The organism is Natronospirillum operosum (genome assembly GCF_004768465.1).
Taxonomy (GTDB): Bacteria; Pseudomonadota; Gammaproteobacteria; order Pseudomonadales; family Natronospirillaceae; genus Natronospirillum; species Natronospirillum operosum.
Genome location: NZ_SRMF01000013.1, coordinates 63,554 through 71,079 on the forward strand (window position 1 = coordinate 63,554; position 7,526 = coordinate 71,079).

General features: G+C 62.3%; 6 protein-coding genes. 2 read left to right on the top strand and 4 right to left on the bottom strand.

Translation table 11 applies throughout. The features are described from left to right. The first annotated feature begins 1 nt into the window (after position 1). Both E4656_RS18640 and thiH read left to right on the top strand, forming a co-directional pair. Positions 2-796 (top strand): thiazole synthase, encoded by a 795-nt coding sequence (locus E4656_RS18640; RefSeq protein ID WP_135484832.1) that lies wholly within the window; start codon positions 2-4, stop codon positions 794-796. Between the two features lie 249 nt (positions 797-1,045). Beyond that, the gene (gene thiH, locus E4656_RS18645; protein ID WP_135484833.1) at positions 1,046-2,155 is read left to right on the top strand and encodes a 2-iminoacetate synthase ThiH; all 1,110 of its coding nucleotides are present in this window, start codon (positions 1,046-1,048) and stop codon (positions 2,153-2,155) included. A gap of 31 nt (positions 2,156-2,186) precedes the next feature. Here thiH and E4656_RS18650 read toward each other — a convergent pair whose 3' ends face one another. The 4 genes from E4656_RS18650 to E4656_RS18665 form a co-directional block, all read right to left on the bottom strand. After that, positions 2,187-3,068 (bottom strand): CYTH domain-containing protein, encoded by an 882-nt coding sequence (locus E4656_RS18650; RefSeq protein WP_167856143.1) that lies wholly within the window; start codon positions 3,066-3,068, stop codon positions 2,187-2,189. An 80-nt stretch (positions 3,069-3,148) separates the two neighbouring features. Continuing rightward, complete coding sequence (locus tag E4656_RS18655; protein WP_135484835.1) at positions 3,149-4,087, bottom strand: substrate-binding domain-containing protein; 939 nt, start codon at positions 4,085-4,087, stop codon at positions 3,149-3,151. Continuing rightward, complete coding sequence (locus E4656_RS18660; protein WP_135484836.1) at positions 4,077-6,635, bottom strand: hybrid sensor histidine kinase/response regulator; 2,559 nt, start codon at positions 6,633-6,635, stop codon at positions 4,077-4,079. The genes E4656_RS18655 and E4656_RS18660 overlap by 11 nt, the downstream gene beginning before the upstream one ends. After that, entirely contained in the window at positions 6,628-7,356 is a 729-nt protein-coding gene (locus E4656_RS18665) for a response regulator (protein WP_135484837.1), read from the bottom strand. The genes E4656_RS18660 and E4656_RS18665 overlap by 8 nt, the downstream gene beginning before the upstream one ends. Positions 7,357-7,526: the final 170 nt, after the last annotated feature.

A 7,526-nucleotide genomic window follows, 5' to 3' on the forward strand; every position in this document is an offset into this window, starting at 1 on the left:
CATGCACGATGTCAATGATCCGCTGCATCTGGGCAACCGAAGCTGGCAGTCGCGTCTGCTGACCGGCACCGGCAAGTTCGGCCACCCGGACACCATGCTGGCGGCACTCGAGGCGGCCGACACCGAGCTGGTGACGCTGGCGCTGCGACGGGTAGAAACCGGCACCCGGGATGACAATCTCTTTGGGCCGTTGCAGCAGGCTGGCTACCGTCTGCTGCCCAACACCTCGGGCGCACGCACGGCTGAAGAAGCCGTCTTTGCGGCCCAACTGGCGCGCGAGGCCATGGGGACCCCGTGGCTGAAACTGGAAATTCATCCGGACCCGCGTTACCTGATGCCGGACCCGATTGAAACGCTGAAGGCAGCCGAACAGCTGGTGCAGGAGGGCTTTACCGTGCTGCCCTATGTACATGCCGATCCGGTGCTGTGCAAGCGTCTGGAGGAAGTCGGCTGTGCGGCGGTGATGCCGCTGGGGGCGCCCATAGGCTCGAATCTGGGCCTGGAGACGCGAACCTTTCTGCACATCATCATCGAGCAGGCGCAGGTGCCGGTGATTGTGGATGCGGGTATCGGGCGGCCCAGTGATGCGATGGCGGCGATGGAGATGGGGGCGGATGCGGTGCTGGTGAATACGGCCATCGCCACTGCGCGCGACCCTGTAGCCATGGCGCGGGCGTTTCGTGATGCGGTCAGGGCAGGACGGGCGGCGTATCTGGCCGGGCTGGCGGCGGCCAGCCCACAGGCGGTAGCGTCCAGTCCGCTGACTGATTTTTTGGACGCCGGTGCCAATGGATAGCGGTGACCCTGGGGCGCCGCCAAATTCTGTGGTGGGCTGCCGCCAAGCTCGGGTACATGCCTGTGAGACACGCAAAAAACGTCATCCATGACAGCTCGACTACGGCCGTCCCTGGCCGTAGACGGTCTCACAGTGCATGCAACCCGGCAGGCGGCATCCTGCTACTCTCTGTGCCTACTTCGTCCTGATACAGCGGAGATATCGCTGTCACACTCAGAACGTCAACAGCGAATAGCCAAGAGAATGGAAATGAGTTTTGCCGATCAACTGAACAGGCTGGACTGGGACAGTGAACAGCTGTCGTTGTATGCCCACACCGAGGCGGATGTGCAGCGGGCTCTGAGCAAGTCCCAGCGCGATATAGAGGATTTTCGGGCGCTGATCAGCCCGGCGGCGCGGGCCTATTTGGAGCCGATGGCGCAACTGAGCCAGTTGCTGACACGGCAGCGCTTCGGGCGTACGCAGCAGCTGTTTGCGCCGCTGTATCTGAGCAATGCCTGCGCCAATATCTGCACCTACTGCGGTTTTTCGATGGAGAACCGGCTACGGCGCAAGGTGCTGAGTGCGGAGGAGATCCACCGCGAGGCGGAGGCCTTGAAGGCCAGGGGCTTCCGGCATGTGCTGATCGTGACCGGGGAGGCGCCGAAGGTGGTCGGGGTGGACTATTTTGCGGCGGCGCTGACGGAGCTCCAGCAGCATTTTGCGCAGGTCAGTCTGGAGGTGCAGCCGCTGGCACAGGCGGACTATGAGCGCCTGCAACGACACGGGCTGCACTCGGTGCTGGTCTATCAGGAAACCTATCACCGGCCGACCTATGCCGAGCATCACCGCAAGGGCAACAAGGCCGATTTCGACTATCGGCTCGACACCATGGATCGGCTCGGGCGCGCCGGTATTCACCGCATGGGGCTGGGCGTACTGCTTGGCCTGACCGACTGGCGCACCGACAGCCTGATGATGGCGCATCATCTGCGCTATCTGGAACAGCGTTACTGGCGCAGCCGCTTCAGTGTGTCCTTTCCACGCCTGCGGCCCGCTGCCGGCGACTACCAGGCGCGGGCGCCGATCAGTGATGCCGATCTGGTGCAGTTGATCTGCGCCTGGCGTCTGTTCAGCCCGGATGTTGAACTCAGTCTGTCCACGCGCGAGCGTGCCGTGTTCCGCGATCACCTGATGACGCTGGGCATCACCAGCCTGAGCGCGGAATCACAGACCCAGCCCGGCGGCTACAGTGCCGAAGCCGATGCAGCGCTGGAGCAGTTCGAGATCGACGACAGCCGCCCGCTGGAAGGCGTGGTGGCGGCCATCCGGCGCAATGGCTACGAACCTGTGTTCAAGGACTGGCAGGCCGGCTGGTAGACCGGCGCCCGCTGGACCGCACCGCTGCCAGTCAGGCTGCCTCGGACTGCGTCCAGACCACCCGGTTCTGCTCGATCAGCCAGACCCCCAGCGCCTTGCTGTCCGGCAGTCTGTGCCAGACCGGGGTGTCCGCTGCCAGGCCTGCGGTGGCGCTCTGGATGATACCCAACTGGTTCTTGCCCTCAGCGGCTTTTCGACTCAGCCCCTGCAAACTGGCCGTCAGGTCGCCGTTGCTGGCCGGCAATGCTTCCAGTTGGCGGCACACTGCGCGCAACCAGAGATCAAGATCGTCTTTTCTGCGTGGCGTCGGTGGCCAGTCCTTCTGGCCGCTCACCATTCTGAAACCGCGTTCGGCCTTGCTGATATCGGACGGCAGCATGGGGATCACTCGTGCCAGATCAATGGCCAGATCGAACAGGACTTCCGGCGGGCCGGATTTCAGCTCCAGCTCGATCTCGGCAATGGGGACGCGGCGCTCACCAGCCAGCACCTGACCCTGATCCCACACCAGTTCGATGTCGGCATCACCCACATGCAGTTGCCATTCATGGCGCTCAAAGTTGGTTTCAAAAACAGGCTGCAGGGAGGCCAGATCCAGATCAGCCGGCAGCGCGTTGGCCGGAAACCGATCCAGCTCCAGTTGCTCACCGGCCACCGCCATTTCCCATTCCTGACGCTGGTGCAAACCACCCGTCGGGGTGCCCTTCGCTTTCAGCGTCTGCAGCCACTGGCCTTCCCGATAGCGCAGCCGCAGGGCAATACCGGCAGCGGTCAGGCTGTGTTCCGGGGTATCAAAGTATCGATTGATCAGAGTATAGGTGCGCCGCTGGACCGGTTTCAGCACCGGCAGATCCTGCACTTCGATATCGGGTTCTTCCGGTACCAGCAGCTTGAGCTCGATTTCTTCAGACATGCCCATTTCCGTCGAGAATTCACCTCCTACTCTAGCTGTTCGAGCATTATGATCCAATGTATCCGGGCATAAATCCGGCGTCAGTCTTCAGGGCAGCGGCGCCAGTCGCAGAACTGATGTGCGTTGTCCCGGTGAATCAGTTCGGCCGGTATCAGCACCGTTTCTTCCAGGTGGTCCACGGTGCCCAGCAAGGCCAACCCCCGCAGTACCGCCTCGCGGCCGATCTGCCAGGGGAACTGGGCAGCGGTATTCAGCAGGGGAGTATTACCCGCACGCAGCGCCATTACCACTTCCGGCGAGCCATCTACCGATGCAATGGGTATGTCCGACCTGCCGCGGAACTCCAGTGCACTGGCTGCCCCAAGCGCTGCCGGATCATTGATCGCAAAGACGCCATCCAGCTCAGGCTCGCGGCTGAGCAGCCGTGTCATGGCCTCGATGCCGCCCAGATGACTGGCACCACTGTTCTCCCAGGCCACTATCTCGACACGTGGAAAGCGCTGCAGCGCCTCGGCGCAACCCGCATTGCGCTCGCCGATGGAAGACACGGGCGGCCCGTCAAGTATAGCGATCCGCCCTTCCCGGTTCAGGTACTGTGCCAGCTGCGTGCAGGCTATGAAGCCAGCCTCGACATTGTGGGTGGTTATGGTAAGGCGGGCGCCTGCTGTGGCGACATCCACCGCAACCACAACGGTTCCCTCGGCCCTGAGCGCCTCAACGTCGGCTTCCAGAGCGGCAGGATGTGCCGCAGTCAGGATCAGCAGATCAACCCCCTGTCCTCTTGCCGCTTCAATCTGCCGGCGCTGTCGTTCCAGATCGTAACCGCTGGACATGACCTGCACGCTTGCATCCGGCCCCAGGTGCTCGCGGGCAGTGGCCCGGATACTGGCACTCAGGGCCTGGAAATAGGGGTTGCCCAGATCATTGACGATAACGGTCAATCGGGGCTGTTCCGCCGCCGCAAAACCACAGCAAAACAGCAGGACCAGCAGGGTGCGCCGTATCAGCTCAGTTGACATGAAACAGTTGCTCCAGTTGTTGCAGGCGCACCGGCTTGGCCAGCAGGGATTGGGTCTCCAGCAGTCCGAAGTGCTGCCGCAGGTGCTCGCGCGGCAGCCCCGAAGTCAGGATTACCGGCAGGTGCGGTGCCCATTCATCCAGCCGGCGTGACAGGTCAACACCGCTGAGCTCTCCGGCCAGATTGATGTCCGACAATACCGCGGCCACATCCTCCGGCGCCTGGCTGATCCATTGCATGGCTTCTTCTGCCGAGCTGAAGGCGCGCGTCGAGATGCCCAGGGAGCGAAAGGCATCCTGCAACATCCGCCGGACGGACTGATCATCCTCGACCAGCACCACCTGCCGCTCGGCTGGCACCATGACGCGCAGAGACGGCTCCTCGCGCTGGGGCTGGCTTTCCTTTTCGCCCTGATGCACCGGCAGGTACAACTGGACGCAGGTACCGCTGCCGGGCTCCGACTCGATAATCACCTCCCCGCCACTCTGTTTTACAAAACCGTACACCAGGCTCAGGCCCAACCCACTGCCCTGCCCAACCGGCTTGGTGGTATAGAAGGGTTCCCAGATCCGGTTCATGACCTCTTCTGACATGCCGGTGCCCGAGTCCCGCACCTCCAGAATAACCTGCGGGTCGCCACTGCCGGCTCGACGCTGGCGTGCCCCCAGCCAGAGGTCGCCGCCGTAGGGCATGGCGGCGCTGCTGTTGATGGCCAGATTGAGCACCGCGTTCTCCAACTGCGACGGATCAACCCAGACCTGACAGCCCTGGTCCTGCACATCCAGATGGACCGAAACATTGGGGGCTACGCTGTACTCCACCAGATCCAGCATGCCCTCCAGCAAGCCACCGATCTCCACCCGCTCCGGATGCAACTGCTGCTTGCGCGAAAAGGCCAGCAATCGCTCGACCAGGTGGGCCCCGCGCTCCGCCACACTCAGGGCCCGACTGGCATAGTGCCGCTCGCTTGCTGCCAGCTCCGGTGACGCCTCCAGAAGCTGCAGGTTGCCAATCAGGGCAGACAGCAGATTGTTGAAATCATGCGCCACACCCCCGGTAAGCTGCCCCAGCATTTCCATTTTCTGGGACTGAACCAGCTGCTGCTCGATGGCGCGCCGGTCGGTCAGATCACTGTGCAGGGTCACAAACCCGCCACCCGGCATGGGCTCGCTGCGAAACTCGATGACTCTGCCATTCTCGAAGTGACGCTCGAACGTCAGGGCCTGGGTGGGGCGCTGCTGTTCCACCACACTCGGGTCCAGTTCAGCATGGCAGAGTGTATAGGTCTTGTACTGTACCCGATCCGTCAGTGCCTGCACCTCAGCCAGACTCATGCCTCTGCTGACCAGCCGCGCCGGCAGGTCGAACAGCTCCAGGTACCGTGCATTCCAGGCCAGCAGGCGTCCATCCGCAGAGAACACACTCAGGCCATCATTGATGCTGTTGAGCACCGTTTCCAGCAGCTGTGTCTGTGCTATCAGTTCCCGATTGACCCGGGCACGATCAAGCGAGGCTTCCCTGAACAGGGTAAAGGTCTGCGCCAGTTCACCGATCTCGTCATTGCGTTCGACCAGAGGCTGGGTCGGACCGTCTTCCCCTTCGGCAAGGCGCGTCATCTCGCGCGTCACGCCTTCGAGATCGCGTGTCATGCGAAACATGAAGCGAAAACCCACCAGCAGTGCCAGAAACGCCAGCGCGGTCACCACAATGATGCCCCAGCGTCCGCGCTGAACGGCCTCCTCCAGGGTCAGCCGCTCTGCCTCCAGTGAATTTCTGACATTGGCGGCATAGTCCTGTACGTACTGGGTCAGAGACTCGGACAGGGCGCGATTGCTGGCGAACAACAGGTTCTTCCGGGTGGCAATGTTTCTCCAGGCGGCCGTCCCCCGCAAGGCTTCTGCAAGCAACTCCTGCAGCGCCGCTTCCGCTGTCTCCGGCACGCCTGCTACCCTGGCCTGATGCTCGATATCTGCCTGCATCCGGTCCAGGGTTGCCGCGCTTTGCGAGCCCGGTGCCGGCGCCAGCAGGAGTCCGTTGCGAAAACTGGTCAGCAGGGCCGCCAGGGCCTGGGTTTCATTGCTGCCCGAGGCCACCAGATAACGCTGGGACCAGTCTTCCAGTTCGAAGCGGATCACCATCAGGTCCTCGCGCAGGAAAAGCTCCTGCTCTACCAGTTCGATCAGCTGGTTCAGTTGCTGCCGGATTTCTTCAACGCGCTGGCGCATGCCCTCCTGCGTAGCCGCATCCGACAGCGCCTCTACCTGCAGATCCAGCGCTGCAAAGCGGCGCTCCAGTTCCTCGCGCTCCGACTGCAACTGAAATGGCAGGGCCGACTCGCCGAGATAGGGCGCCTGCGCGGCAATCTGTGCCGCCTGTTCGGCCAACCCATAGGCGGTGGAGATATCCTCCAAGGTGCGGGTCTGAGTCTCGGCGGCAACTCTCTGGGTCTGATGCAGTGCCCACCAGCCGACCACACCGAGCACCAGCGTCAGCGCCGCCACAATCATGATCGTCATGCTGGTGCGCTGACGCAGACGCAGCCTACCCAAGACGCGACACCTCAGCGGAGAAAATATAGCCCACACCGCGCTCTGTGCGAATATATCGGGGCTGCCGCGGGTTGGGTTCGATCTTGCGGCGCAGCCGAAGAATCAGCACATCCACCGTACGATCATAGACCGTGGCATCCAGACCACGTGAATGCTCGAGCAGCTGTTCGCGGGTCCAGACACGGGCAGGCGCCCGCACAAAGGCCTCCAGGAGATTGAATTCCGCATAGGTCAGATCCTTGCGTTCACCGGCTCGGGTACGCAGTTCACGCCTTTCCAGGTCCAGAATCCAATCTCCGAAGGCAAGGCACTGTTCGCCGGAAAAGCTGCTGCCTTCTGCCTCGCTGGCCGGTCTCGAACGGCGCAGCAGCGCATGCACACGAGCCAGCAGCTCCCTGATATTGAACGGTTTCATCAGGAAATCATCGGCAGCCAGTTCCAGACTGAGAATCCGATCTGTCTCGTCGCCCTTGCCCGTCAACATCATGATCGGAACTGCGCTGGATTTGCGCAGCTCTCGGGCCAGTGTCAGGCCGTCTTCACGTTCCAGCCTGAGATCCAGAATGATCAGCGCTATCGAGTGCTGCGCCAGCGCCAGCTTCATTTCCCGCCCATTGGCTGCACTGTGGACATGGTAGCCACTGGCAGAGAGCGCATCACTCAGCAGTTGACGCATATCCAGGTCATCATCAACCACCAGCAGGTGCAATAGTTCGGACATGGACACCATTTCCGTTCAGACAGTCACACAGATTTTGACACAGCTGTCGTCCAATAGGGACAGCGCCTGCCCTTGCGGACTGACACCTCTCATCCCTTCACGGCTCCCGCCGTCATGCCGCTGATGATGAAGCGGTTGGCCACCAGCGCGAACAGCACCACCGGCGCCAC

Excerpts from the sequence above, each read along its gene's own strand:
- thiH (WP_135484833.1), top strand. The coding sequence starts at position 1,046 with ATGAGTTTTGCCGATCAACTGAACAGGCTGGACTGGGACAGTGAACAG.
- E4656_RS18665 (WP_135484837.1), bottom strand. The coding sequence starts at position 7,356 with ATGTCCGAACTATTGCACCTGCTGGTGGTTGATGATGACCTGGATATG.
- E4656_RS18655 (WP_135484835.1), bottom strand. The coding sequence starts at position 4,087 with ATGTCAACTGAGCTGATACGGCGCACCCTGCTGGTCCTGCTGTTTTGC.
- E4656_RS18640 (WP_135484832.1), top strand. The coding sequence starts at position 2 with ATGCACGATGTCAATGATCCGCTGCATCTGGGCAACCGAAGCTGGCAG.
- E4656_RS18650 (WP_167856143.1), bottom strand. The coding sequence starts at position 3,068 with ATGTCTGAAGAAATCGAGCTCAAGCTGCTGGTACCGGAAGAACCCGAT.